The following is a 25,850-nucleotide window of genomic DNA, read 5'->3' on the forward strand; positions in this document are numbered from 1 at the left end:
TGCGCGGCTAGAGCGCCAGCCCTGTCAGGCGTCCGTCGTAGATCGCCGCCGCCGCAAGCCTCGGCGCCGAGGCGTCGCCGATCCGCCGCGCCTTGATCCCCCGCGCTGCCAGCGCCTCGTGGAGCGACTGGTCCGCCACGTTACCCGTCGCCAGCACCAGCGCATCGGCCGCGAGCGTCTGGGTCTCGCCGGTCAGCAGCGACAGGCAGTCCGCGCCCTCCGGCCCCCATGCGGTCAGCGCCGCCTCGGTCACGAAGCGCACCCCAAGCCGCGCCAGCGCCTGTCGCGCGGGAACGTCGGTGGCCGAGCGCACCAACTCCCGGCCGACCATCGCATCTGGCGTGACAACGGTGACGGCGTGCCCCGCCTGGGCCAGGTGCCACGCGGTGCCGATGCCGCGCCAATGGCCGCCTTCGTCCAGCACCAGCACCCGCCGCCCCGGCCGCGCAAGGCGCATCATCACGTCTTCCGCCGACCAGACGTTGGCCGCCGTCACGCCCGGCAGTTCCGCCACATGCGGCAGGGCCTTCTGGAATCCCGTCCCGGCGGGCTGCGATCCGGTTGCCAGAACCACCGTGTCCGCGCCGGCGGCGACGATATCCTCCTCGCCCAGATAGGCGTTGAACAGAACCTCCACCCCCAGTCGATCCAGCTGGCGGGCGTACCATGCGATCAGCTCGGTCACCTGCCCGCGCCGCGGTTGTAGCCCGGCAAGGCGGAACTGCCCGCCAAGCTCCGGCCCCGCTTCGGCCAGTGTCACCCGATGGCCGCGCTCGGCCGCGACCCGCGCGGCCTCGAGCCCCGCCGGGCCGCCGCCGACCACCAGCACGGTCTGCGCCACCTTTGCCGGCGTGAAGCGGTCGCCGCCCCAGAGGTATTCATGCCCCGCCGAGGGGTTCACGAGGCAGGAAATGTAGTAATCCCGTCCCCGCCGCCCCCAGCATTGCTGGTTGCAGGACAGGCATCCCCGGATGTCCTCTGCCCGGCCGGCCCCGGCCTTGGCCACAAGGTGAGGATCGGCGATCTGTCCGCGCACGATCGACACCATGTCGGCCTGCCCGGCGCCCAGCAGCGTGTTGGCATTGTCGGGGGTGCGGATATTGGCCTCGGCGGTGACACGCGCGCGCAATTGCGCCTGCTTCAGCCGTTCCGCCAGATCGGCGCCAAGGTTCTCGGCGTACTGAAACGACGGCAGCAGCTTGTGGAAATCGAAGTAGCTGCCGACGCCGATGGTAACGTAATCCATCAAACCCTCGGCATCGTGCAGCCTGACCACCTCGACCATCTCGTCGCGGCTCAGGCAGACCGGCATCTCGGCGTCGTCGTTGACCGCCAGACCGACGATGAAATCCGCGCCACAGGCGTCCCGGATGCGCCGCAGGATCTCGCGCGAGAAGCGGGTGCGGTTCTCCGGCGATCCGCCCCAGTCGTCGTCTCGGGTATTGGAAAACGGCGTCCAGAACTGGTCGAGCAGGCAATGATAGGCGGCCCAGACCTCGACCCCGTCGAACCCGGCCTTCCGGCAGCGCACGGCCGCCTGCACGAAATCCTCGATGGTGGCCTCGATCTCACCCGGCGTCATCGCGCGTGACCCGTCGTTGTCGTGATAGCTCGGTCCGCCGGACGGCGACACATTGGCGCGCCACGAGTTGTCCCAGTCCCCATGTGCGCCGACGTGATAGAGCTGCTGGATCATAACCGTGCCATGAACCTTGCAGGCTTGGGTGATGCGGGCGAAGTGCGGGATCACATCGTCCGATGAATGGCGGAAGTTGCCGCGGGTCAGAACGGCTTCGGCGTTCACCGGCATCGGTTCAATGACGATCATCGCGGCGCCGCCGGTGGCGCGTTCCTCGTAATAGGCAAGATGCTGGTCGCCGGGCAGGCCGTCCTGCGCCATGTTGGTGGTATGGGCGCCGAAGACGATGCGGTTCTTCAGCCGCCGGTGCCGCAGATCGAGCGGCTGAAATACATGGGCAAACGTCACCTGCGGCCTCCCCTTGCTGATCGGGTGAGCCTGCGTCACATCGCGAAGACGCGCAAGCGGGGATGGCGGGCCGGTTAGGCGCAGGGACGCGTTACTGGCTTGGAGCGGACGTTCAGCGCAGCCGGGAAGGTCGGCGATCGCGCGAAGGCCTGCGGCTTTGTGTCCGCACCGTCAAACCATTGCGCTTCAATCCTGCCCCGTCCGGGACACCCGCCCCCGATCAGGATCGAGCGGCACCACCTTGCCGGCGCCGCCCTTGTGCGCGTGATCCTCGGGCGTGGCCCCGTTCAGACGCTTGGCGAACCATCCGGCGTCGAGATCGCCGAACTCGCGCTCAATGTCGGCGGGCGCGGTGCCGGACTGCAGCGCCGACAGGATATCCTGCGAGATGTCCCGCGTGGCCAGGGCCGCCGACATGGAGGTCCCGCGCCAGGACACCACCGAGCCGTTCCGCGCCCCGGCACCCAGCAGCCCGAAATGGGCGGCCGTGGTATCGCCGGGATAAAGCGCCGACTTGTTCGCCCGTCCGCCGCCGCGCTTTTTGTCGCCGTCGAAGCTGGCGGAGTAGAGCGCGGGTTTTCCATCGCTGACCCGGTAGCTGCCAATCACCACGACCTCTTTCCACGACGCCAGCGCATTCTGCGTGCCCTTGCGCTGCACCGGGCCGACCTTGTCCCAGGGCTCGGCGTTTTTCATGCCGGTGTAGCTGTCGGTCAGCCGGCCGGCCTCGTCATGGGTGCGATAGGCGTGGTGATCGAAATAGGACGGCACCCCCGCCTGCCCGCCGGGTGTGCCGGCGTCATCGGTCTGCACCGAGAAGGTGCATTCCTGCGGGATCGTGCCATCATAGCTCAGCCGGACCTTCCAGCGACCGGCGGGGGCCTCGGCGCCGCCGTCGGGATGCAGCGTGGAGGCCACGCAGATCACGAAGTTGGGGCGGGTCTGGCCGGTGTTCCGGTGACAGTAGACCCGCGCGATATCACCCAGGTCGGAGTAGGTTCCGGGCGTCAGCCCCGACACCTCGATCTCGGCCAGACCGGGCGGGGTGACGAACAGGCGGAAATCGGTAGCGGCGGCCTCGGGCGGCGTGGGGTCGGCGTCGGTCGGCTGCGACTTGGCCCAGATCTCGACGAAGTTCGATGTCGCGTCGGCGGGCGGGACCGCCCATGGCAGCATGATTTCGGTGTCCAACTGGCGCGCCGTCCGGCCCGGCGGCTTATGCGCCCCGGTGCCCAGCATGGCGCGGGCGTTGCCGCGCGACAGGTTGCGGTTGCCGGCGGGCATGACGATCTGCGTCGGCACCGGGCGGCGGCTTTGCAGAAGCGCACGCATGGCGTTTTCCCACGGGGCCTGCCCGTCCTTCTGGCCGGCCTGACGCCCGAAGGAGAAATTCACCACCAGCGGATACCCGCCCCGGGCACCGCCCTTCTGGCCCTGCCAGACCGCATCGGCAAGGCAGAACATCCGGTGCATCGCAAGACCTGCATAGTGGGTGATGAAATTGCCGGCCGAGCCGTGCATCGACAGCGGCGGCAGGTTGACGGCAAGGATGCGGATGTGCTCGGCCCGCTGGCCTCCGTGGTAGCCCGCCGCGAGGTCGAGCACATGCGCGCCATGACTGGTGCGGTGGTCCAGATCGCGGGGGCCGTAGGGCTGATCGCGTTCGACCAGCCCGGCACGCAGGTTGAAGGTGTCCTCGTCCTCGCCGCACTGGCCCAGCATCCGGTCGATGTCGCCGGCATAGAGCTCACGCCCGAACGGCAGGCCGTCCTGCCCGCCCCAGCCGCAGGCCTGTTGCCACGACGCCAGGATGCGTGTGCCGCCATCGGCCAGTCGCGTCCGGTGGTGACAAAGCGGCATACCGACGTCGATGACGCCCACAAGGACCGTGGTGTCCGGCAGCGTCCCGATCTGCGCGGGCGCAAAGTTCCCGGCCACCTCTGCCGGATCGAATGTCCGGTCCCAGGTGCTGCCGGGCTGGCGCAGGTCCCTGTGCAGCGTGTGGCGCGACAGGGGCAGCTTCAGGTGGCGGTCCGGCAGACCCGGCTGCGGCGGAACGCGAAAGCGGGTGACGGCGAAATCGGCCCTTTGCCCGATCTCGTGGTCAAGCCACCAGTGGACATAGGGCGGTTCTTCCGCCGGGGTCCAACCGGCGCTGGTCGGGGCGCTCCAGGCAAGAGGGCTCATGTCAGCGCCACTCCTTCTCTGCCTCGCCCCAGAGCCAGGCCAGCGGGGCGACTGCGGACAGCGCCGCCGACTGCGAGGTTTCCTTGTAGATGCTGCCGAACTCCGAGAGCAGGAAATCCGGCGTCGGCGCCTGCGTGGGATCGACCCGGTCGGCATTGAGGAAATCGCCCGTGCAGGGCGCGGCGCCCTTGGCCAGCGCATGCACCAGTTCGCCGATCAGGCAGCCGGCCTGCGCGCCGGCATGGCTGTCGATCGGAAAGTGGACCCCGGCGACGGTGCGGTTGGCGGCAAGACGGTGCGCCACCTTGAACGGCAGCGCACGGGCCTTGACGCCGTCTGACGCACGCGGCGCGCCCGGCGTCATCAGCTTGTAGAGCACCGTGGCCAGCGTGAACGCTTCGAGCGCGTGGCCGGAGGGAAAGCTGGAATGCGTCGGCGTCTGGATCATCGGCTGCACCTCGGCGGCCAGATCGACCGGACGCAAGGCGCGGCAGTAGTATTTCAGCTGCGTCTCGATCTGGATCGCGAAATCCTGCGCGGTGGCCAGCAGCATCAGCGTGTGCCGCCGCCGGCCCGGATCGAGAAAGGCCAGCGCGCCGTAATAGGACAGGAAGTCCTTGAGCTGTACGTTGATCTCGTTCAGGCGGTCGGACCGCAGGTCGGAATAGATCTGCAGCCACACGAGGTCCTTCTTGAAATACCCCATGTCCGGCCGTTCCAGCCGAAGGATGCGTGTCACCTTCTGGGTGCCGGCGGTGGCGTCAGGGGCTGCGGTCGCGACAAAGACATCGGCCGCGCCGTCTTGCCCGGTCACCCAGACGGTGCCGCGAAGCGCGGCGCGCACCACCTGCGCCTTGTAAGAATCCGCCAGCTGGTTCAGATGCGCGTCATCCGTCTTGTAGACCGGCACGTGCTGCGCGGTGGCAGCGCCGTCCCAATGGCCGAGTATGGCGTCGCGCGTCTGCACCAACGTGCGGCTGAGCATCGGCGAGGCGGCGCTGCCGGCATGCGCGCTGGACGGGGCGAAGGCGCCCTCTGCACTGCCTTCGGCACTTCCCTCGGCGCTGCCCTCTGCACTGCCTTCCGCGCTGCCCTCGGCACTTCCCAAAGCTGCCATGATGAAATCCCCTTCCTGAAATACCCGTGGCGAAAATTCTATGCAAAGCCGCGTCCGAGACAATCCCGTCGTCCGAAATTCACAAATTAATGACGTGTGTGGAATCCTTGAGATTCCGACGGTTTAGGGCTAGCCTTCTCGGCAACCGGACCGCGAAAGGCCCGACCATGACAGCGGCCAGACCGAAAATCTTTCTGACCGGCGGTTTCCGGATCGAAACCGCAGAAGGCACGCGCGTGGACATCACCGCCGCGAAGTCGCAGGGACTGCTTGCCTTGCTGGCAACCGCGCACAAGGGCGAACGCAGCCGCGCCTGGCTGCAATCGAAACTGTGGAGCGATCGTGCCCCCGAACAGGCCTCGGGCAGCCTGCGTCAGGCCCTGTCGCAGACCCGCAAGCTACTGAAGGTGGCGGGCATCCGTCTGGAGACCAGCCGCCAGCGCGTCGGGCTGGACCTGGACCAGATCGAGATCATCGACAACAGCGACGGCGAATTCCTCGAAGGGCTGGACGTGCGCGACCAGGAATTCGAGGCCTGGCTGACCGTCGAGCGGCAGAAACGCGGGGGCATCCCGCTGGCCACGCCCGACCAAGTGCAGGACGACAGCAACGAGGTCTGGGCGGTCCGCATCGTCACCGAAACCCGCGAACGGACGTCGGAGCGCTGGTTCGAGACGGTCTTCGCCGACGCCCTGTCGCGCAGCCTGCGCGAGATCTTCTCGGCGCCGGTGTCGGTCGGCGACGAGCCGGAGGTCAGCGCGCGGATGATCACCATCCGCGTCGAGGGCTACCCCGGCCCGCCCGGTCACATGGCGCTGCGGGTGCGGGCCGACCATCCGGCGGCACGGCATCAGGTCTGGTCCGGCCACCGCGCCGTGCGCTATCAGGGCGCGCCCAACCTTGAAGACCCCGAACTGCTGCGCCTGACCAATGAACTGGTCGAAGCGGTGGGCGACTACCTGATCCAGGTCGGGCGTGGCATTGCGCCGTCGAACGATCCGGACCGCATCTGCCGGCAGGCGCTGCGGTCGTTATTCTCGATGTGCCCCGACCGTCTGCAACTGGCAGACGAGCAGTTCCAGCGCGCCTTCGAAATGCAGCCGCGCGGGCTCTATCTGGCGTGGCGGGCGCAACTGCGGGCGATCCAATCGGTCGAGCGACATCCGGCCGACCCCGATACGCTGGTCGAGGAGGGCCGCTATTTCTGCGCCCGTGCGCTTGAAATGGAACCGGGCAATTCGATGGTGGTGGCGACTCTGTCCAATGCGCTGCGCCGGTTCGACCGCGACGATCAGCGCAGTCTGGCGCTGGCGCGGCGCGGGGTTCAGTTGAATCCGGCCAACCCGATGGCGTGGTGGGCGCTTTGCGCGGCGCATTCCTACGTCGGCGAGGACAAGGCATCGCTGCGGGCCGGCGTGCTGGCGCGGCAGTTGGCCATCCTGTCGCCGCACCGCTTCTGGTGGGACAACCAGCGTTTCGTGCCCTCGCTGCTAGAAGGCGATTTCAAGCGGGCGCTGGAACTGGCCGAGCAGGCCCATGCCGGCAATCCCAATTTCCGCCCGCCCTTGCGGCATCTCGTTGCGCTCTATGCCCATGCCGGACGCTATGCCGACGCCCAGCGCGCGGTGGACAAGCTGAAGAAGCTGGAGCCGGATTTCGAAGTCGAGCGGCTGATCCACGACGGAGACTATCCGTCGTCTATCCTGCGACGGGTGCCGAAACTGGATACCGGCAAGATCCTCTCGGTGGGCTGAGCCGGCTGGCGGTTGTTGCCTCCCGGCAATGTCGGTATGACGCGGCGGTATGCAATTGCCTCGAAAGGCGCCGCCATGACCCTTCCCCCACTCACGCTCGACAGCGATACCGGCATCACGGCGCCCGACCTGTCGGATTTTCTGGCGGCGCAGGTGAACGGCGACGCGGTGCGGCAGGCGCTGGTGCAGGTGATCGAAACCATCGCCAAGGCGGCGATCCCGCTGGCGGCCCGGCTGGCGCAGGGGCGGATGCCCGGCGATCCCACCGCCATCGTCGGCGTCAACGAAAGCGGCGACAGGCAGAAGGCGCTGGACATGGCGGCGCATCACTATCTGATAGAGGCGCTGCGCGAGGTCTCGGTTGCCAACGTGCTGTCGGAAGAGGCCGACGACCCGATCAGGCTGAGCGACGACGGGCTTTTCGACGTCGCCATGGACCCGGTGGACGGCTCGGGCAGCATCGGCATCGGCGCACCGCTGGGGGCGCTGTTCGCGGTGTTTCCCAAGGGCGAAAGCTTCTTGCGGCCGGGGCGCGAGATGATCGCCGGCGGCTACGTGTCCTTCGGGCACTCGGTCGATCTGGCGGTGAGCCTCGGCAACGGGGTGGCCATCGCCACGCTCGACCCCGCGACCGGACGGTTCCACGTCGACACGCCCGAGGTGACGCTGCCCGAAGAAACCTCGATGATCGCCTTCAACGCCTCGAACGTGCGACGCTGGACGCCGGACCTGCAACGCTATGCCGAGGACCTGCTGCGCGGACCCTTTGGCCCGCGCGGGCGCGAATTCAACATGCGCTGGCTGGGCGCGGCGGTGGGCGATCTGCACCGCATCCTGCGCAACGGCGGCATGTTCCTCTATCCGGCAGATACCCGCGACGGCTATGAGAACGGCTTTCTGCGGCTGGCCTATGAGGCCTTTCCCATCGCCTTCCTCGTCGAACAGGCCGGCGGCATGGCGACCGACGGTCGGACCCCGATCCTCGATCTAACGCCCGGACACGTGCACGATCGGGTGCCGCTGATCTTCGGTGCAAAAAGCGAAGTCGCCATGTTCCGCGACTACCTTGATCACTAGGCGAAGACGCCGCCGCGTCGCCACTGCACGCAGCGGCTTCCCAATCCTGCGAAAACCCTGTATGTCCCCGCCCATCTGAGACGTGACGCCCTGACCCCGGCGCATGGAATGATAGAGGGGTCGGCGGCAATGGGGCCGCCAATCAAACGGGGACCCGGGATACGCCCGGGAGTGCCCCATACAGGATACGATGATGTTCAATATCTCGAAGAAAAGCATGCAGTGGGGCGAGGAGACGCTCACACTGGAAACCGGCAAGGTTGCCCGTCAGGCGGACGGTTCGGTCATTGCCACGCTGGGCGAAACCTCGGTCATGGCCAACGTGACCTTCGCCAAGCAGCCCAAGCCCGGTCAGGACTTCTTTCCGCTGACCGTGCACTACCAGGAAAAATACTATGCGGCCGGTAAAGTCCCCGGCGGCTTTTTCAAGCGCGAGGCGCGTCCGACCGAGAAAGAGACGCTCACTGCCCGCCTGATCGACCGCCCGATCCGCCCGCTGTTCGTCGACGGCTTCAAGCATGAAGTCCTCGTGATGTGCACCGTGCTGTCGCACGATCTGGTCAACGACCCCGACATCGTGGCGATGATCGCCGCCTCTGCCGCGCTGACAATTTCCGGCGCCCCCTTCATGGGTCCGATCGCCGGTTGCCGCGTCGGTTACGTGGACGGCGACTACATTTTGAACCCGGAAGTCGAGGACATGCACGACCTGCGCCTCAACCCGGAACAGCGTCTGGACCTCGTCGTCGCCGGCACGAAAGATGCCGTGATGATGGTGGAATCGGAAGCCTACGAGCTGACCGAAGAGGAAATGCTGGGCGCCGTGACCTTCGCGCACGAGCAGATCCAGCCGGTGATCGACCTGATCATCAGCCTCGCCGAAGACGCCGCGAAAGAGCCCTTCGACTTCCAGCCGCCGGACTACTCGGACCTCTTCGCAGCGGTGAAAGCCGCCGGTGAAGAGCAGATGCGCGCCGCTTTCGCCATCACCGACAAGCAGCAACGCACTACGGCCGTCGCCGAGGCCCGCACTGCGATCAAGGAAGCGCTGTCCGAAGAGCAGCTGGAAGACCCGAACCTCGGGTCGGCGCTGAAGAAGCTGGAAGCGTCCATCCTGCGCGGTGACGTGGTCAAGACCGGCAAGCGGATTGACGGACGCGGCACCGCCGACGTGCGCCAGATCGTCTGTGAAACCGGCCTGCTGCCGCGGACCCACGGGTCGGCGCTGTTCACCCGTGGCGAAACGCAGGGTCTGGTCGTGACCACGCTGGGCACCGGCGATGACGAACAGTTCATCGACGCGCTGCACGGCAACTTCAAATCCAACTTCCTGCTGCACTACAACTTCCCGCCCTACTCGGTCGGTGAAGCGGGTCGCGTGGGCCCTCCGGGCCGCCGCGAAATCGGTCACGGCAAACTGGCATGGCGCGCGCTGCAAGCGGTGCTGCCGGCGCCCACCGATTTCCCCTACACCGTGCGCGTGGTGTCCGAGATCACCGAATCGAACGGTTCGTCCTCGATGGCATCCGTCTGCGGCGGCTCGTTGTCGATGATGGACGCGGGCGTTCCGCTGAAATCGGCGGTGGCCGGTGTGGCGATGGGCCTGATCCTCGAAGAGGACGGTGACTATGCCATTCTGACCGACATCCTTGGCGACGAGGATCACCTCGGCGATATGGACTTTAAGGTCGCAGGCACCGAAAACGGCATCACCTCGCTGCAGATGGACATCAAGGTGGCGGGCATCACGCCTGACATCATGAAGAACGCCTTGGCGCAGGCCAAGGAAGGCCGGATGCACATCCTGGGCGAGATGTCCAAGGCGCTGACTGGCGCCGCGGAATTCTCGGTCCACGCGCCGCGCATCGAAACGATGCAGGTGCCGACCGACAAGATCCGTGAAGTCATCGGCTCGGGCGGCAAGGTTATCCGCGAGATCGTGGAAGTGTCGGGCGCCAAGGTCGACATCAACGACGACGGCATCATCAAGATCGCTTCCCCCAACGGCGAAGCCATCCAGAAGGCCTATGACATGATCTACTCGATCGTGGCAGAGCCCGAGGAAGGCAAGGTCTACAAGGGCAAGGTCGTGAAGATCGTCGATTTCGGCGCCTTCGTGAACTTCTTCGGCAAGCGCGACGGGCTGGTGCACGTCAGCCAGATCGAGAACCGCCGCCTGAACCATCCTTCGGATGTGCTGAAGGAAGGCCAGGAGGTCTGGGTCAAGCTGCTGGGCTTCGACGATCGCGGCAAGGTGCGCCTGTCGATGAAAGTCGTCGATCAGGAGACCGGCGAAGAAGCCAAGAACGAAGAGAACGCGGAGTAATCCGCCCTCTTTCGCAAGACAGAAGCCCCGGTGGAGACACCGGGGCTTTTTTCATGGCTGTGTGGAATGACAGCGTCCCGGACCTCGTGGCCGATGCCCGCCAAGAGGTCCCGGCGCGGCGGCCGGGACGAGGATGCGCTCAGATGATCTCGTCCTCGTCGAACAGCGGCGAGGCCTCGCGCTGCTCGGAGACATGGTCCACCACCCGTTCCGCCGCCGCCTCGGACGGCGTCAGGGCGATATGGAACAGCGCGTCGCCCTCGTTCAGCACCGGCATGTTGGTGCGGCCGATGATAATGCCTTCCATGTCGCTGACGATCTCGATGTCGACATCGCCTGCCGGGTCGGCCACCGCGCCCAGCACGTCGCCCTCGGTCACGTAGTCGCCGATGGTGCGATAGGTGCGCAGCAGCCCGCCCGAAGGTGCTCGCAACCAGCTGGAACGGTCCGACAGCAGCGGCGCCACCTTGGCCTGCGGCACCCCGCGTGCGCCGATCATGCCCAGCTTGTGCATCACCCTGAGGATCCCGGCGACACCGGCGCGGGCAGCGTATTCGTCAAAGCGCAGCCCTTCGCCCGCCTCGTAGAGCAGCACGTCGCAGCCCGCTTCCTCGGCGGCGTGGCGAAGCGACCCGTCGCGCAGTTTCGATTGCAGCATCACCGGCGCGCCGAAGGCCCGGCCAAGGTCGGCAAGGCGCTCGTTGCCGGGGGTCAGCCGGATCTGCGGCAGGTTCTCGCGGCGGATTGCGGCAGAGTGCAGGTCGATCCCGAGGTCCGAGCGCTGGACGATTTCGGTCATGAACAGATGCGCCAGCCGCGCCGCCAGAGACCCCGACGGATGCCCGGGAAAGCAGCGGTTGAGATCGCGGCGGTCGGGCAGATAGCGGGAATGGATCAGGAACCCGAAGGAGTTCACGATCGGCACCGCCAGCAGCGTCCCGGCAAGGCGCGCGACCGGCCGGGCGCGGAGCAGGCGGCGGACCACCTCGACCCCGATCACCTCGTCGCCGTGGATAGCCGCCGAGACGAAGACAACCGGCCCGTCGCGGCGGCCGTGGACCACGTGGACCGGCATGGTGACCGGCGTGTGATCAGGCATCTGGCTGACCGGCAACTCCACGATGGCCCGGCTTCCCGGCGTGATGGACTGACCGCCGATCTCGAATGCCTTGCGCTTGGTCATGACTGCCCTCTGATGTCCTGCCCCCCTTGCGATAGGAAATCGCGGCGGGCTTGTCCATCATCGTGGTCAGCTTGCCCCAAGCTTCTGCTTTACAGCGGAAAAATAGGGCGGGCTGTTGCCCACCGGCATCTGGATCTCGGAAATTCCGTCTGCATCCGCCTTCAGACCGGCCTCGACGCCGGCAAAGATCGCCAGCGCCACCTGGTCGAGTGACACCCCTTGCTTGCGATAGATCGACGACGAATACATGCACAACCGGATCGCCGCCACCACGCTGGCACCGTTGGATTTGGCCCAGCCGTTGTAAAGCGCGGTGGCCGCCACCGCATTGGTGCCCACCGCCGCGACATCGTCAAGAAAGCTCTTGTCGGTGGCGTAGGATGATCCATTGGGCGGCGCGACGTAGATCATCGCGCGGTTCGAGGTATTGCCGGCCGGGCAGTGCCTGTCCGAGAAGACATCGAGGCACGCCAGCCCCGTGTAATCCTTCTGGGAATCGACCCGGGCATTCAGCAGCGCCATCACCGCCGCTGGATCGGCGTTACCGAAGGGTTGCACCACCGTCTGGCCCACCGCCACGTTATCGGCCAGCGCGACATGCAGGTTCTGATAGGCGTCGGTCGCCTGTCCGGCCTCGCCCAGCGCCTGCTTGAAACCGGCATTGATGCCGCCGCCGCCCACATAGAGCGCCTGCGAATTGCCCGCGTTCATCGAAGCGATTGCCGCACCGCTGTCCTGCGCCGCGTAGTAAAGATGGGGATAGGCGCCATCGTCCACCTGCTGGAAGACGGCTTTGACCTTGGTGCCGGGAATGAGTGTCATGGGGAATTCCTTGATCTGAACCTTGTCAGACTATCGGAAACCCTGTCCACGCTTGTGATACAGGTCACACAGAAAGCCCGCAAGAGTTGATCTTGCGGGCTTTCGTGCAGTTTCTGGGAGATCAGGCCGGAGCCTTCGTCTTGCGGAGATAGGGAAGGATGGTCTCGAACTCGCCGAACTTCTCCTTGGCGTCCGCATCACTGACCGCCGCCGGAATGATCACGTCCTCGCCGGGGTTCCAGTCGGCGGGGGTGGCGACGCCCTTGGTGCCCATCTGCAACGCGTCCAGCGCCCGCAGCACCTCGGCGAAGTTGCGCCCGGCCGTCATCGGGTAGGTCATCGACAGCTTCAGCTTCTTGTCCGGCCCGATGATGAAGACCGCCCGCACGGTGGCGCTGTCATTGGGGTTCGGGTTGTCGGGCAGGTAGTATTCCGCCGGCAGCATGTCGAAGGCCTTGGACACCGCCAGTCCCTTGTCGGCGATGATCGGAAAGGCGGGATCGGCACCGCCGACCTTCTCGATGTCCTTCTTCCACTTCTTGTGGTCCTCGACGCCGTCGACAGAGACGCCGATCACTTTGGTGCCGCGCTTTTCCCATTCGTCCTTCAGGCGCGCCACGGCGCCGAATTCGGTGGTGCAGACCGGCGTGAAATCCTTGGGATGAGAGAACAGGATCGCCCAGCTATCACCGATCCAATCGTGAAAGGTGATGGTTCCTTGGTCGGTCTCGGCGGTAAAATTCGGCACGGTTTCGTTGATGCGCAGTCCCATGACTTGCTCCTGTCCGTTGCTTTCCGGAAACACCCGGAAATTTGATCAAATTACGTCGGCCGCGTATTGCGACCTTCCACATGTGGTGACACAGTGCCGTCATTCCTAGGGAGGTCAACCAATGATCGAGAAACGCCAGTTCTACATCGACGGGGCCTGGGTCGACCCGGCCGCGCGCAACGATTTCGAGGTCATCGACCCTTCGACAGAAGAACCCTGTGCGGTGATTTCGCTGGGCGGTCAGGCCGACACCGATGCCGCCGTCGCCGCGGCGCGGGCGGCCTTTGACGACTGGGCCTTTACGCCCATCGAGGACCGCGTGGCGCTGCTGGAAAAGCTCTACGGGATCTACAAGTCGCGGGCCGCCGAGATGGGCGCAGCAATCAGCAAGGAGATGGGCGCGCCGATCGACTATGCCAACGCCAACCAGGTCGGCGCGGGCACTTGGCATATGAGCGGGTTCCTAAAGGCGCTGAAGGATTTCCGGTTCGAGCGTGATTTCACCGCGACCGAGAAGACCCTGCTGGAACCCATCGGCGTCTGCGGGCTGATCACGCCGTGGAACTGGCCGATGAACCAGGTGGTGCTGAAAGTCTTTCCGGCGCTGGCGGCGGGCTGCACCATGGTGCTGAAACCGTCCGAGATCGCGCCTCTGTCGTCGCTGCTTTTCGCGGAATTCGTCGACGAGGCCGGCTTCCCCAAGGGGGCCTTCAACCTGGTGAACGGCGATGGCGCGGGCGTCGGATCCCAGTTGTCGGCACACAAGGATGTCGACATGATCTCCTTCACCGGCTCGACCCGTGCGGGCATCGCGATTTCCAAAGCGGCGGCCGATACACTTAAGCGGGTGTCGCTGGAACTGGGCGGCAAGGGCGCGAACATCATCTTCGCCGACGCCGACGACGGCGCGGTAAAACGCGGCGCGCGCCACTGTTTCGCCAACTCGGGCCAATCCTGCAACGCACCGACGCGAATGCTGGTGGAACGCTCGAAATACGACGAGGCGGTAGAGGTGGCCGCGAAGGTGGCCGGGGAAACGCGCGTGGGACCAGCCTCGGACCCCGGCAAATTCATCGGGCCTGTGGTGTCCAAAACCCAGTTCGACAAGATCCAGGCGCTGATCGAGACCGGCATGGGCGAAGCGCGGCTGGTGGCTGGCGGACCGGGCCGACCAGAGGGGTTGAACCGCGGCTACTTCGTGCGCCCGACGGTGTTTGCGGACGTGACCAACGACATGACCATCGCGCAGGAAGAGATCTTCGGCCCGGTGCTGTCGATTCTGCCCTTCGACACCGAGGACGAGGCGATCCGCATCGCCAACGACACCCCCTACGGGTTGGCGGACTACGTGCAGACCGAAGACGACGACAAGCGCCGCCGGGTGGCGCGGCGCCTGCGTGCGGGGATGATCGAGACCAACGGCCAGGGCTTCGCCAAGGGATCGCCTTTCGGCGGTTACAAGCAGTCGGGCAACGGGCGCGAAGGCGGCACCTACGGGATCGAGGAGTTCCTCGAGGTCAAGGCGGTGTCCGGCTGGTCGAAGGATGATGGGTGAAGATCACCCATCCCGCGGGGCGCCGCGCATGACTTCATCGCGCAGCGCCTCCATCAGGGTGCGCAGAGTTTTCTCATAGCGCTCGCTGGTCAGGCGCCCGGCGTCGTTGAACTGGTCGCGGCCCTGTGCCACCAGCACCTCGGGCCCCTGCAGGATGCGGGTGCGGAACGGCACGAGGCAGGCGCGCAGCATGGTCTGCGTGCGCTCGCCCCCGGCGCGGCCTGCCGCCGCCGACATGATCGCCACGGGCTTGCCGGCCAAGGGTTTGCCCTCGGCCCGGCTGACCCAGTCGAGCGCGTTCTTCAGCACGCCGGAAAGGCCCTTGTTGTATTCGGGTCCGGAAATGACCACCGCGTCGGCGACGGCGATCTGATCGGCGAGACGCTGGACCTCCGGCGGGATGCCCTGCGACGTCTCGAGGTCTCCGTCGTAAAGCGGCAGGTGCAGGTCGGCCTCTGCGGTGCGGGCTTCTCCGAACAGGCGCAGCGCCTCGCGCATCAGCTTGGTATTGGCCGAATCGCGCCGGAGTGATCCGGAGATGCCCAGAAGGTTTGTCATGATGCGCCGTTCCCTGCCCTTGGCCACGGACCTACCGTGAAACGGCCAAATGGCAAGGCGCAAGCCACCCGGCATGAAAAACCCCGGCCCGCGCGTGGCGCGGACCGGGGCGATGTCTTTCAGCCGACCGGGATCAGTTCGGCAGGATCACGATCTCGACCCGGCGGTTCTGCGCCTTGCCGGCAGCCGTCAGGTTGTCGGCGACCGGCTGGCTTTCGCCGCGACCGATGGTCTGGATCCGCGCGCCCGACACACCCGAGGCGGTCAGAACGTTGGCGACCGATTGCGCCCGGCGCTGCGACAGGCCGATGTTGTAGGATGCCTCGCCGTCGCTGTCGGTGTGGCCGATCACCTGAATGGTGGAATTCGGGTAGTTGTTCAGCACGCCCGCCGCCGCCCGCAGGTCGGCTTGCAGTCCGGGGCGCAGGCTGGCGTCGTCCACGGCGAACAGGATGTCGTTCGGCATGGTGACGATCAGTCGGTCGCCGGTGTTGACGATCTTGATGTTGGGGTTCTGGATCGCGTCGCGCAGCGCCTGCTCTTGCTGGTCAAGCTGGTTGCCGATCACGGCGCCGGCACCGGCGCCGACGATCGCGCCGCCGATGATGCGGTTGCGCTTCTCGACCTCGTTGCCGCCAACGGCCGCACCAGCGGCTGCGCCGGCCAGACCGCCCAGGATCGCACCAGCGCGGGCGTTCTGGTTCTGGTTCGGGCCTTGCGTGGTACAGGCCGCCAGACCGAGGGTGGTGGCGGTTGCCAGAAGGATGGGTTTATTCAGAAGTTTCATTCGTTTGCCTCTTGTTCCGCGATATCGCGTCGCGACGCGCTATACACTGGCGCGGAGACTGCTACCCGTCACAACTTCGTGCAAGGGCTAATCGGCGGATGTTTGCCAAACGGCGGCCTTTCGCCCCGACCGGACAGCCCCGGAGCGAGCGCATGGCTGCGCCGGGACGTCCCGATGCAGCGCCGTTCGTGTGGCACGGCGCTCAAGCCTCGGCCCGCGCCGATTCATAGGCCAGCAACGCCCGCTTCACCGGCAGCCCCCAGTGATAGCCCCCCAGTGCACCCGATTTTCGCAATGCCCGGTGACACGGGATCAACCACGAGATCGGGTTGCGCCCGACCGCCGTCCCCACCGCGCGCACCGCGCGGGGCGCGCCAATGGACTGGGCAATCTCGGAATAGGTCGTCACCTGACCCGACGGGATCGACAGAAGCGCCTCCCAGACCTTTATCTGGAACGGCGCGCCGATCAGGAAAAGCGGCGTCTCGCCATCCGCGACCTCTCCGAACGCGGCCCCGACCCATGGCGCAAGTCGCTCCGGCGCCTCGACATAGGCAGCCTCGGGCCAGCGCGCGCGCAGGTCCTCCATGCAGGCGGCCTCGCCCATCTCGGCGGCGAAGCCCAGACCGCAGAGCCCCTTGTCGGTGCCCATGATCAAGGCGCGGCCAAACGGGCTGTCGAACCAACCCCAGAAGATCGTCAGCCCGGCGCCGCCACGGGCATAGTCGCCGGGGCTCATCGCCTCCCACCGCAGGAACAGGTCGTGCAGCCGCCCGCCGCCCGAAAGCCCCGCCGCGTCCGCCGCCTCGAGCGTGGTGAAACGCTCACGCAACAGCGCCTTGGCATGGCCCAGAGACAGGTACTGCTGATACCGCTTCGGTGACACGCCCACCCAGCGTGAGAACAGCCGCTGGAAATGCGCCGGCGACATGTTCATCTCGGACGCCAACTGTTCAAGCGTCAGCGGCGCGGCGCTGTGGTCGATCAAGTCGATGGCGCGGCGCATGACCTGATAGTGATAGCCGTTTTCCTGAACCGTCATTGGCGTGCTCCTTTGACCTCAATCTAGGCACCCGTGCCCGGCCCTGCGACCCGAATGTTGCGCTTCCCGCCGCCCTGCGCCATAGACCCCGCCATGGCCAGACAGCTCGATTACCACACGATCCGCGAGATCTTCGACCGCTTTCATGCTGCGGAGCCCGAGCCCAAGGGCGAACTGGAACACGTCAATGCCTATACGCTGGTTGTGGCGGTGGCCCTCTCGGCTCAGGCCACCGACGCCGGCGTCAACAAGGCGACGCGCGCCCTGTTCAGGATCGCCGACACGCCGCAGAAGATGCTCGACCTCGGCGAAGAGGGCCTGATCGAACATATCAAGACCATCGGCCTTTACCGCAACAAGGCCAAGAACGTCATCAAGCTGAGCCGCATCCTTGTCGACCAATACGGTGGCGAGGTGCCCAACAGCCGCGCGGCGCTGGTCTCGCTGCCCGGGGTGGGCCGCAAAACCGCCAACGTGGTGCTGAACATGTGGTGGCGCCAGCCCGCGCAGGCGGTGGACACCCATATTTTCCGCGTCGGCAACCGGACCGGCATCTGCCCGGGCAAGGACGTCGACGCCGTCGAACGCGCCATCGAGGATAACATCCCTGCCGACTATCAACTGCACGCCCATCACTGGCTGATCCTGCACGGCCGCTATACCTGCAAGGCCCGCAAGCCGGCCTGTGCCGCCTGCCTGATCCGCGATCTCTGCCTATACGAGGACAAGACCCTATGAAAACCTATCAGGTTGTCGGCATCGGCAACGCCGTCGTGGACGTGCTGACCCAGGCCGACGATTCCTTCCTCGATCACATGGGCATCCACAAGGGCATCATGCAGCTGATCGAACGCGAACGCGCCGAGCTGCTCTATGGTGCCATGGGCGAACGCAAGCAGGCGGCCGGGGGCTCGGTGGCCAATACCATGGCCGGGATTGGCAACCTCGGCTTGCGCACTGCCTTTGTCGGCAAGGTGCACGACGACGCGCTAGGCCGGTTCTACGCTGACGCCATGGAGACGACCGGCACCACCTTCGTCAACACGCCGGTGCCGGGCGACCAGCTGCCAACCTCGCGCAGCATGATCTTCGTCTCGCCGGATGGCGAGCGGTCGATGAACACCTACCTCGGAATTTCCGCCGAACTGGGCCCCGAGGACGTCGACGAGGACGTGGCCCGCAATGCCGAAATTGTCTTTCTTGAGGGCTACCTGTTCGACAAGGACAAGGGAAAAGAGGCCTTCACCCGCATGGCAAGGGCCTGCCGCGCCGCGGGCGGCAAGGCGGGCATCGCCATCTCCGATCCGTTCTGCGTCGAGCGGCACCGGGCGGATTTCCTGCGTCTGATCGAAGACGAACTGGACTACGTGATCGGCAACGAGGCCGAGATCCGCTCGCTTTACCAAAGCGATAACCTTGAGCAAGCGCTGGCGCAGGTCTCGGCGATCTGTCCGCTGGTGGCCTGTACCCGGTCGGGCGAGGGCGTGACGATCCTGGCGGACGGCGTGCGGACCGAAGTCGGTGTGCAGCGCATCGTGCCTGTCGATGCCACCGGCGCGGGCGACGGGTTCGCGGCGGGCTTCCTCTACGGGCTGGCCTCGGGACAAGACATGCAGACGTGTGGGCGGATGGGCTGCACCGTGGCGGGCGAGGTCATCCGCCATATGGGCCCGCGCGCCGAGACCGACCTGAAACAGGTGTTCGAGGCGGCCGGCCTGGCCAGGTAACCCGCGGAACCAACGGAAGTCCGCACCGCGTCCCGGGCGTGACCCGGGATCTCACCGCACGCGTTGCACAAGAGGTCCCGGATCAGGTCCGGGACTGCGGCGCTTGCGGGACATGCGTGTCGACCCCCGCGCGGGGCGTCACTCCCCCAACTTGGCGTGCACCTCGTCGAGGTCAATTTCGCCCACCGGGTGCTTGTTCGAGGGGTCCGAGGGATCGTACTTGAAGACCTCGAAGTCGCGTTTGTACATCTCGTAGACCAGATGCATCGACAGGTCGTCGAAATAATCCTCGACCGGGTGCAGGCGCTTGGGGCCATGGCCTTCGCTTTCGTTGAAGCGCGGGATCTGCTCCAGATCGACGGCGTGCGGGGTCTCGACCGCGGCCAGCACGTCGGCCATGCCGTCGTTGAACCTCTCAGTCCAGATGATCTTGTCGTAGCGGCCGCCATTGCAGATGAAGGTCGACACGTGGCCGCTGGTCGCCGACCAGTGGATGTCCGGGTCCATCGGCTTGCGGAACTTGATGGTGTCGCGCGCAAACAGCAGGAAGCGGCGGAAGCTGGCGATCTGGTCGAACTCGCCCTTGCCGTCTTCGCCGCCGACGTCGATGCCGTATTTCTGGATCACCATCGGCACCAGGTTGCCGCGATATCGGTTGCCGTTGCGTTGGATGCCGCAAATCTTGTCGAAGAACGACGACAGGACGCGGGTGTAGGGATTGCGCACGCAGGTAAAGGCATAGGCCGCGTGGGTCTTGACGTTGGCGTTGATGACCTGCTGGCTTTCCTCGCGCGCCCATTTGTGCAGGCCATCGGTGGCGTCGTGGATGTCACCGTCGAAGAATTCGCCGTGGTCCGAATAATACAGGATCTGGCCGATGGTCGAGCAGGCACATTTCGGCACCACCCGGTAGACCACGCTTTCGCTCTCTGTCATCCATGTCCCGGGAAAGCCCACGGTCTGCCGCCTCCTGCCGCCCTTGTTGTTGCATTCGTTATAGACTGCTTTGAAATTCTGAATAAAGCATGTTTATTCAACAGGGATTCAGCATTAGCTGATACCCGGGCAGGAACTGAGGAATATCGCGCACAGGCATGGCCAGGATCGCCTTTATATTGCTTTGTCACAAGGACCCCGAGGCCATCATCAAGCAGGCCCAGCGGCTGACGGCGAAGGACGACTTCATGTCGATCCACTTCGACGCGCGCGCGCCGAAGGCGGCCTATGATCGCATCCGCAAGGCGCTTGACGGCAACGACAGGGTGACGTTCGCGAAAAAGCGGATCAAGTGCGGCTGGGGCGAATGGAGCCTCGTGCAGGCCACGCTGAACGCCGTCGAGGCGGCGGTCGAGGCGTTTCCGAAAGCCACACATTTCTACATGCTTTCAGGCGATTGCATGGCGATCAAGTCGGCGGAATACACCCATGAGTTTCTGGACGACAACGAATTCGACTTCATCGAAAGCTTCGATTTTTTCGAAAGCGACTGGATCAAGACCGGCATTCAGGCCGAACGGCTGATCTACCGCCACTACTTCAACGAGCGCGAGAACAAGGCGCTGTTCTACGCGTCGATGAACCTGCAGAAGCGGCTGGGCCTTCAACGCGAGGTGCCGCACGACCTTCAGGTCATGATCGGCAGCCAGTGGTGGTGCCTGCGCCGCCGAACCATCGAATGGATCCTGAGCTTCACCCACGAACGACGCGACGTCATGCGGTTTTTTCGCACCACCTGGATCCCGGACGAGACGTTCTTTCAGACCCTCGTGCGCCATCTCGTTCCGGAGGACGAGATCCGCTGCCGCACGCTGACCTTCCTGCTGTTCTCGGACTACGGCATGCCGGTCAGCTTCTACAACGATCATTACGATCTGCTGCTCAGCCAGGATTACCTGTTCGCCCGCAAGATCAGCCCCGAGGCGCAGGAGCTGAAGCGGCGGCTGGGTGTGCTCTATTCCTCGGAAGGGACCGAGTTCCAGATCTCGGACGAAGGCCGCAGCCTGTTCCACTTTCTCAGCAACCGGGGCCGTGAAGGCCGTCGGTTCGCGCCGCGCTTCTGGGAGAACGAAGGCTCTCTGGGCCGCGACCGCGAGATGCTGATCGTGGTGTGCAAGAAATGGCACGTCGCCAAGCGGCTGGTCCGGCGCATCCAGCAGCAGACCAACATTCCGGCGGTCGAGTACCTGTTCAACGAGGAATCCTGCGACCTGCCCGATCTTGGCGGCATCCAGTCGACCATGGGCAAACGTCACCGTCACCGCCGCGCGCTGATGCGGATGCTGTTCGATTATTACGACACCGAGCGGCTGATGGTCTGTCTCGACCCGGCGAACCTCGACCTGTTGCAGGACTTCCACGGCGACCGGTCGGTGACGCGGCTTCTGGAGGTGCAGTGCAATTTCACCGACGAATACCTCGTCGGTCATGCCAAGCGCGTGGGGCTGGCGGGCGACCATACCAAGCCCGACGCGCTGCGCCGCCTGCTGCCGACGATCCGCAACGACGTGCTGTTCGAAAGCGAAGCCATCCGTGACGCCCGCTTCGCCAACCATGGCCAGGTGCGCGAATGGGACGGGCCGGAGCTGAATGCCAAGACCATCGCCGAATTCCTGCAGGTTCCGCCAGAAACCGCGCTGGAGATTGCGCGCACCGATCATCTTTTTGCCGACTGAGGACCCTCCATGGCCTATGCCTACGACGACCAGAACATCTTCGCCAAGATCCTGCGCGGCGAGATTCCCAATGACACCGTGATCGAGACCGAACATTCGCTGGCCTTCAAGGACATCACTCCACAGGCCCCGACGCACGTGCTGGTGATCCCAAAGGGCGCCTATGTCAGCTTCGATCACTTCGCGCTCGAGGCCAGCGAGGCCGAGATCGTCGATTACACCCGCACCGTCGGGACCGTCGCCAAGATGTGCGGCGTGACGCTGGACGCAGGCGGTTTCCGCCTGATCGCAAACGCCGGCCGTGACGGAGTGCAAGAGGTGCCGCACCTGCACGTCCACATCCTTGGCGGGCGCGTGCTGGGGCGGATGCTTCAACCGGCGTGACGCGCGGCCGCTGGACATAAAAACCCCCGGCGCGAAGACCGGGGGCGATAATCGTCACACGAAAAACCGGTATCACCAGTCCGTCGGACCCTTGTCGGCGAAGGCGTGGACGAGGAAGTCAATGAAGGCGCGGACCTTGGGCTGGGTGAAACGTCCCGGCGGATAGACCGCATAGATGCCCTGCGTCTCGACCGGAAGATCAGGGATCGCATCCTGCACCAGCCCCTTGTCCATCGCCTCGGCGTAAAGGAACGACGGAAGATAGGCGATACCGAGACCCGCGATCGCGGCGTTGAGCAGCGATTGCCCGTCATTGACGCTCAGCCAGCCGGCGGTGCGCACCTGTCGCTTCTCGCCCGAGGGCGCGGTCACCTTCCAGACGTTGCCGCTGGACTGGTTTGAATAATGCAGCAGCTTGTGTTCGTTCAGATCGTCGATGCGCTGAGGCCGGCCGTATTTTTCAAAGTAGGCGGGGCTCGCGATCATGCGCTTGTTGGTTTCGGTCAGCTTGCGGGCGCGCAGCGTGCTGTCCTCAAGCTCACCGATGCGCACGGCCATGTCGAAGCCTTCCGAGATCAGCTCGACGTAGCGGTTGTTCAGCACCATGTTGACCGTGATATCGGGGAATTCTGACAGGAATTCACCCAGGATCGGCGACATGTGGTTCACGCCGAAATCGGTGGCCACGGAAATCCGCAGCAGCCCCGACGGCGCCGACTGCATCGAGGTCACAAGCGCGTCCGCTTCGCCCGCGTCGTTCAGCACACGCCGGGCGCGGTCATAGTAGGCCAGACCGATTTCGGTCGGGCTGACGCGGCGCGTGGTGCGGTTCAGCAGGCGTGCGCCAAGACGCGCCTCAAGCGATGAGACATGCTTCGAAACGGCAGATTTCGAGATTCCCATTTTCTTGGCCGCATCGGTGAATCCGCCTTGGTCAACGACGGTTGCGAAAGCTTCCATTTCGGTCAGACGGTCCATGAAGGTACCTCGTTTATGACATCCCGAGGATCAGGTATGACGGTGAAATGGGGCAGCATGTGGGCCGGTGCCTGACAATATCGGGGTTAAGAGACGACTGTCGCGCTCGCGGAAACGCGCCGAGCCGGGCGGAATTGCTTGACGCCCTGCCACGTCGCGGAACCAATGGTGCAGAACGCCACATCCGAAAGGAGCCGCCGATGTCCACCCGCAGCCTTGTGACCGCAGTATTCTGCGCCACCGCCAGCCTGACGTGGGCGGGCGACTCTCCGTCCCCGCATGGGGCGCGGGTCTATTTCGTCAGCCCCGAGGACGGCGCCACTCTGACCGCGCCGGTCAAGGTGATCTTCGGCCTGTCGGGCATGGGTGTGGCCCCTGCCGGGGTCGAGCAGGAAAACACCGGCCATCACCACCTGCTGGTCAACCGCCCCGAACTGGGTGAGGGCGAGGAAGGCGAAGCCGAGCTGCAGAACGGCCTGCCCTCGGACGAGAACCACATGCATTTCGGCGGCGGTCAGACCGAGGTGATGCTCGACCTGCCGCCGGGCACGCACCGGCTGCAGCTGGTCTTGGGCGATCACGGCCATGTTCCGCACAATCCCCCCGTCACCTCGGACGTCATCAACATCACGGTGGAATGATGGAGCGGGTGACGGGCATCGGCGGCGTCTTCATCCGATCCTCCGATGCCGATGCCCTGGCGGCTTGGTACAGTGCGCACCTCGGCCTCGACACCGGGATGTCGATATGGACGCAGGCGGGGGGGCCACCGTGTTCGCGCCGTTCCGGCAGGACAGCGACTATTTCCCGTCCGGCCAGCAGGTGATGCTCAATTTTCGGGTGGGGGATCTGGACGCGATGATCGCCAAGCTGCGCACGGCGGATATCGCAGTCGAGACACGGGCCGAGTGGGACGACCCACAGATCGGCCGCTTCGCCCGTGTCCACGATCCCGACGGTAACGCCATCGAACTGTGGCAACCGGCGGCGGGTTGATCCGCCACCGGTACAAGGGCGTCACGCGGCGTGGCGCTCGTGTTTGCCCTCTTCGATCTCTTCGACGATCTTCGACACGAAGGCCTTCAGGTCTTCCGGCTGGCGCGAGGTGACGATGCCGTTGTCGGCCACAACTTCCGCGTCCTGCCATTTGCCGCCGGCGTTCTTTACGTCGGTTTTGATCGACGGATAAGAGGTCACGTCGCGGTCCTTCAGGATGCCGGCCTCGACCAGCACCCAGGGGCCATGGCACACGGCGGCAATCACCTTACCGGCCTCGTGGAACGACTTGACCCGCGACACCACGTCGTCCTCGACGCGCAGCAGGTCGGGGTTGATCTGGCCACCGGGAATGACGATGGCGTCATAGTCATCGACCCGCGCATCCGAAACCTTCAGGTCGGCCTCGGCCTCGCGGCCCCAGTCCTTGCCTTCCCAACCAGTGATGGCCTTGCCGTCCAGCGTGGCGACAGCGACCGCCGCACCCTTCGCGCGCAATTGGTCGCGCGGAAATTCCAGTTCGGATTGTTCGAAACCGTGTGTCGAAACGATCAGGATCTTGGCGCTTTCGATATTGGGCATCTTTAGCCTCCTTCACTTGTTACGGCTGGGTCAACGTCACCCGCGCCCACGGCGTTCCATCACATTCCGCGCAGCTCCAGCGGCAAAAATTGACTGGAACAGACCGACGTCTCACTTGTTTACCAAGTCCTGAATGCACGAGTGCGGGCAGTTCGCCCAGACGACAGTGCTGCAACACCAGAGTCGCCGGTCACGGTCGTCGGGAGGTCCACTCACTTCCTCGCGTCAGGCTGGCTCAACATGAGGAAGCACAATGAAATCTCCGATGAAAACCCTGCTTGGTTCCGTGGCTGTCAGCGCGATGGCCACAAGCCTTGCCTTTGCGCAGACCGCCACCGAAACCGACGACAACACCACCGCGATCCAGGCCCAGGGCGGCCAGGTCGTGGTTGAACAGGAAGACCCGACCGTTGACGTCACCGTGCCTGAGCCGGATGTCAGCGTGAACCAGGCAGCGCCCGAGGTTACCGTCGAACAGGCACAGCCCGAGATCACCGTCGAAGTCCCCGAACCGCAGGTCACGGTCCAGCAGGTCGCTCCGATCATCACCGTCGAGCAGGGCCAGCCGATCGTGACCGTAACCATCCCCGAGCCGGTCGTCACCGTCCGCATGCCCGAACCGCAAGTCGACGTCGACAGTGGCGAACCCGAGGTCCGCGTCCAGCAACCCGAGCCGGTTGTCCGCTTCGTGCGTCCGGAACCCAAGATCACCATCGAGGAATCGGAGCCGCAGGTCAGCATCCAGTCGGCCGAGCCCGACGTATCGGTGAATGCTGCCGAAGAGGCCGAAGTGTCGATCAAGCAGGCCGATCCGCAGGTGAACGTCGAACAATCCGAAGGCGCCGACGTGAACGTCCGGCCCGCCGAGGAAGACGCCGAAGTGCGCGTGACCGAGCAGGATGAAGCTGAAGTCAACGTCGAACAGCGCGATGCACAGGTCAACATCGCCGGTTACAACACCGACGACGCCGGCAACATGTCCTCGGACGAAGATCGGACCGCCTATCAGGAACGCCTGTCCGCCAACCCGCTCAGCCAGATGGAAATCCAGGACCTGATCGGTCTGCGTGTCATTAGCGAAGACGGCGAAGACGTCGGTGAAATCGAAGTGATCGGCGTGCGCGGCGAAACCGCCGTCGCCATCATCGGCATGGGTGGTTTCCTCGGCCTCGGCGAGCGCCAGATTGCCCTGCCGATCGACCGTCTGAACGTCCGTGACGGCGAAGTCTACCTGCCGCAGGATTCGGAAGCCGAGCTTGAGAACATGCCGGAGTTCAACGAAGACGAAGTCCGCACCGACGAGCGCGCGACCACCATCAACGAACTGGTCACCATGGAGTGATC

At 65.1% G+C, this 25,850-nt stretch carries 23 protein-coding genes; 11 read left to right on the top strand and 12 right to left on the bottom strand.

Annotation, left to right across the window (positions count from 1 at the left end; all coding sequences use genetic code 11):
• Positions 1-7 precede the first annotated feature (7 nt).
• From AC04PT_RS15405 to AC04PT_RS15415, 3 genes are all read right to left on the bottom strand, one after another.
• Positions 8-1,987: an oxidoreductase gene (locus AC04PT_RS15405; RefSeq protein ID WP_482874607.1), complete on the bottom strand. Its 1,980-nt coding sequence runs from the start codon at positions 1,985-1,987 to the stop codon at positions 8-10.
• Positions 1,988-2,173: 186 nt separating this feature from the next.
• The gene (locus AC04PT_RS15410) at positions 2,174-4,174 is read right to left on the bottom strand and encodes a S8/S53 family peptidase (RefSeq protein ID WP_482874608.1); all 2,001 of its coding nucleotides are present in this window, start codon (positions 4,172-4,174) and stop codon (positions 2,174-2,176) included.
• Between the two features lies 1 nt (position 4,175).
• Complete coding sequence (locus AC04PT_RS15415) at positions 4,176-5,291, bottom strand: phosphatase PAP2 family protein (protein WP_482874609.1); 1,116 nt, start codon at positions 5,289-5,291, stop codon at positions 4,176-4,178.
• 167 nt (positions 5,292-5,458) lie between these two features.
• Between AC04PT_RS15415 and AC04PT_RS15420 the strand changes: the two genes are divergently transcribed.
• From AC04PT_RS15420 to pnp, 3 genes are all read left to right on the top strand, one after another.
• Positions 5,459-7,045, top strand: coding sequence for an AfsR/SARP family transcriptional regulator (locus AC04PT_RS15420; protein ID WP_482874610.1), 1,587 nt, complete (start codon positions 5,459-5,461; stop codon positions 7,043-7,045).
• A gap of 75 nt (positions 7,046-7,120) precedes the next feature.
• The gene (locus tag AC04PT_RS15425) at positions 7,121-8,122 is read left to right on the top strand and encodes a class 1 fructose-bisphosphatase (RefSeq protein ID WP_482874611.1); all 1,002 of its coding nucleotides are present in this window, start codon (positions 7,121-7,123) and stop codon (positions 8,120-8,122) included.
• Positions 8,123-8,315: 193 nt separating this feature from the next.
• The gene (gene pnp / locus AC04PT_RS15430; protein ID WP_482874612.1) at positions 8,316-10,448 is read left to right on the top strand and encodes a polyribonucleotide nucleotidyltransferase; all 2,133 of its coding nucleotides are present in this window, start codon (positions 8,316-8,318) and stop codon (positions 10,446-10,448) included.
• A gap of 139 nt (positions 10,449-10,587) precedes the next feature.
• On the opposite strand, the gene AC04PT_RS15435 is transcribed toward pnp, so the two are convergent.
• From AC04PT_RS15435 to AC04PT_RS15445, 3 genes are all read right to left on the bottom strand, one after another.
• Positions 10,588-11,631, bottom strand: coding sequence for a succinylglutamate desuccinylase/aspartoacylase family protein (locus AC04PT_RS15435; protein WP_482874613.1), 1,044 nt, complete (start codon positions 11,629-11,631; stop codon positions 10,588-10,590).
• Positions 11,632-11,697: 66 nt separating this feature from the next.
• Complete coding sequence (locus AC04PT_RS15440; protein ID WP_482874614.1) at positions 11,698-12,453, bottom strand: hypothetical protein; 756 nt, start codon at positions 12,451-12,453, stop codon at positions 11,698-11,700.
• A gap of 121 nt (positions 12,454-12,574) precedes the next feature.
• Entirely contained in the window at positions 12,575-13,225 is a 651-nt protein-coding gene (locus tag AC04PT_RS15445) for a peroxiredoxin (protein ID WP_482874615.1), read from the bottom strand.
• A 121-nt stretch (positions 13,226-13,346) separates the two neighbouring features.
• Between AC04PT_RS15445 and AC04PT_RS15450 the strand changes: the two genes are divergently transcribed.
• Positions 13,347-14,780, top strand: coding sequence for an aldehyde dehydrogenase family protein (locus tag AC04PT_RS15450; protein ID WP_482874616.1), 1,434 nt, complete (start codon positions 13,347-13,349; stop codon positions 14,778-14,780).
• 3 nt (positions 14,781-14,783) lie between these two features.
• Here the strand turns inward: AC04PT_RS15450 and AC04PT_RS15455 are convergent, their stop codons facing one another.
• From AC04PT_RS15455 to AC04PT_RS15465, 3 genes are all read right to left on the bottom strand, one after another.
• Positions 14,784-15,338 (bottom strand): NADPH-dependent FMN reductase, encoded by a 555-nt coding sequence (locus AC04PT_RS15455; protein WP_482874617.1) that lies wholly within the window; start codon positions 15,336-15,338, stop codon positions 14,784-14,786.
• Positions 15,339-15,471: 133 nt separating this feature from the next.
• Positions 15,472-16,125: a YiaD family glycine zipper/OmpA-like lipoprotein gene (locus AC04PT_RS15460; protein WP_482874618.1), complete on the bottom strand. Its 654-nt coding sequence runs from the start codon at positions 16,123-16,125 to the stop codon at positions 15,472-15,474.
• Positions 16,126-16,327: 202 nt separating this feature from the next.
• Positions 16,328-17,167, bottom strand: coding sequence for a methylated-DNA--[protein]-cysteine S-methyltransferase (locus AC04PT_RS15465; RefSeq protein WP_482874619.1), 840 nt, complete (start codon positions 17,165-17,167; stop codon positions 16,328-16,330).
• A 93-nt stretch (positions 17,168-17,260) separates the two neighbouring features.
• Here AC04PT_RS15465 and nth point away from each other — a divergent pair, with 93 nt between their 5' ends.
• Both nth and AC04PT_RS15475 read left to right on the top strand, forming a co-directional pair.
• Entirely contained in the window at positions 17,261-17,905 is a 645-nt protein-coding gene (nth, locus tag AC04PT_RS15470) for an endonuclease III (protein WP_482874620.1), read from the top strand.
• A complete protein-coding gene (locus AC04PT_RS15475) occupies positions 17,902-18,894 on the top strand; it encodes an adenosine kinase (RefSeq protein WP_482874621.1) in 993 nt (330 codons plus the stop codon). Before nth ends, AC04PT_RS15475 begins: the two co-directional genes overlap by 4 nt.
• Positions 18,895-19,032: 138 nt before the next feature.
• On the opposite strand, the gene AC04PT_RS15480 is transcribed toward AC04PT_RS15475, so the two are convergent.
• Positions 19,033-19,851 (bottom strand): sulfotransferase family protein, encoded by an 819-nt coding sequence (locus tag AC04PT_RS15480; protein WP_482874622.1) that lies wholly within the window; start codon positions 19,849-19,851, stop codon positions 19,033-19,035.
• Positions 19,852-19,988: 137 nt separating this feature from the next.
• Here AC04PT_RS15480 and AC04PT_RS15485 point away from each other — a divergent pair, with 137 nt between their 5' ends.
• Both AC04PT_RS15485 and AC04PT_RS15490 read left to right on the top strand, forming a co-directional pair.
• A complete protein-coding gene (locus tag AC04PT_RS15485; protein WP_482874623.1) occupies positions 19,989-21,566 on the top strand; it encodes a DUF5928 domain-containing protein in 1,578 nt (525 codons plus the stop codon).
• Between the two features lie 9 nt (positions 21,567-21,575).
• Complete coding sequence (locus AC04PT_RS15490) at positions 21,576-21,950, top strand: HIT domain-containing protein (protein ID WP_482874624.1); 375 nt, start codon at positions 21,576-21,578, stop codon at positions 21,948-21,950.
• 72 nt (positions 21,951-22,022) lie between these two features.
• On the opposite strand, the gene AC04PT_RS15495 is transcribed toward AC04PT_RS15490, so the two are convergent.
• Positions 22,023-22,928 (bottom strand): LysR family transcriptional regulator, encoded by a 906-nt coding sequence (locus AC04PT_RS15495; RefSeq protein ID WP_482874625.1) that lies wholly within the window; start codon positions 22,926-22,928, stop codon positions 22,023-22,025.
• Between the two features lie 200 nt (positions 22,929-23,128).
• On the opposite strand from AC04PT_RS15495, the gene AC04PT_RS15500 reads away from it, so the two are divergent.
• Both AC04PT_RS15500 and AC04PT_RS15505 read left to right on the top strand, forming a co-directional pair.
• Positions 23,129-23,569 carry a DUF4399 domain-containing protein gene (locus AC04PT_RS15500; RefSeq protein ID WP_482874626.1) on the top strand — a complete coding sequence of 147 codons (441 nt, stop codon included), beginning with the start codon at positions 23,129-23,131 and terminating at the stop codon, positions 23,567-23,569.
• A gap of 106 nt (positions 23,570-23,675) precedes the next feature.
• Positions 23,676-23,924, top strand: coding sequence for a VOC family protein (locus tag AC04PT_RS15505; RefSeq protein WP_482874627.1), 249 nt, complete (start codon positions 23,676-23,678; stop codon positions 23,922-23,924).
• 21 nt (positions 23,925-23,945) lie between these two features.
• On the opposite strand, the gene AC04PT_RS15510 is transcribed toward AC04PT_RS15505, so the two are convergent.
• Complete coding sequence (locus tag AC04PT_RS15510) at positions 23,946-24,506, bottom strand: type 1 glutamine amidotransferase domain-containing protein (RefSeq protein WP_482874628.1); 561 nt, start codon at positions 24,504-24,506, stop codon at positions 23,946-23,948.
• 265 nt (positions 24,507-24,771) lie between these two features.
• On the opposite strand from AC04PT_RS15510, the gene AC04PT_RS15515 reads away from it, so the two are divergent.
• Complete coding sequence (locus tag AC04PT_RS15515) at positions 24,772-25,848, top strand: PRC-barrel domain-containing protein (protein WP_482874629.1); 1,077 nt, start codon at positions 24,772-24,774, stop codon at positions 25,846-25,848.
• Positions 25,849-25,850: the final 2 nt, after the last annotated feature.

This window comes from Litorisediminivivens sp. KMU-197 (genome assembly GCF_056858395.1).